The 611-nt window shown below is 25.2% G+C and carries 1 pseudogene; it reads left to right on the top strand.

The features are described from left to right. Positions 1-345 (top strand): annotated as a pseudogene (locus Q8777_RS02670) (sigma-70 family RNA polymerase sigma factor); the annotation flags it as partial. Positions 346-611: the final 266 nt, after the last annotated feature.

Consider the following 611-nt stretch of genomic DNA (forward strand, 5'->3'; position numbering starts at 1 on the left):
CCCCAAAGAAAAGCGAAAGAAGAAAGAAAATCAGACAACGAAGAATTCAGAGAAGAAAACACCCCTTTAACATTTTCTAAAATTCTAAACCCTCATCAATACTGGTTAAGAGCAGTAAAACATGAATTTTTTATTCAGAAATTAAAAAAAAATTTAAGTGACACGGAATTTAAAATTATTTGTTTAGCTTTTGGAATAACATCAGGAAATATTAACCATGATTATCAACTATCCTATTCAAATTCTGATCTTTCAAAAATGTTAATTTTAACAAAAACGCAAGTCAAAAAAATAAAAAATAAAGCTTTAACAAAATTAAAGAAAATATTTAAAAAACGAGAATAAGAAATGATTTCTTCGAGAACAGTTTTTTTGTTGGGGTTTTTCATTTTCAAACCAAACTTTAAAATTGCTTTTTCTGTTAGCCAACCCATATTATCTTTTGATTACAACCAACTACCATTTTAGAATATTTTATGTTTCATATTTCTCACATCCTTTAATTTAAACAAAAAAACCAGAAGCAAAAAATGAAAAGAAATGGTTTTCCAAAATTAGGATTAAGAATCATGAAAATTAGTGATTTTCAATTATTAAAATTAGGTTATTCC

This window comes from Candidatus Phytoplasma stylosanthis (genome assembly GCF_032886435.1).
In the GTDB taxonomy this organism is placed as follows: Bacteria; Bacillota_I; Bacilli_A; order Acholeplasmatales; family Acholeplasmataceae; genus Phytoplasma; species Phytoplasma stylosanthis.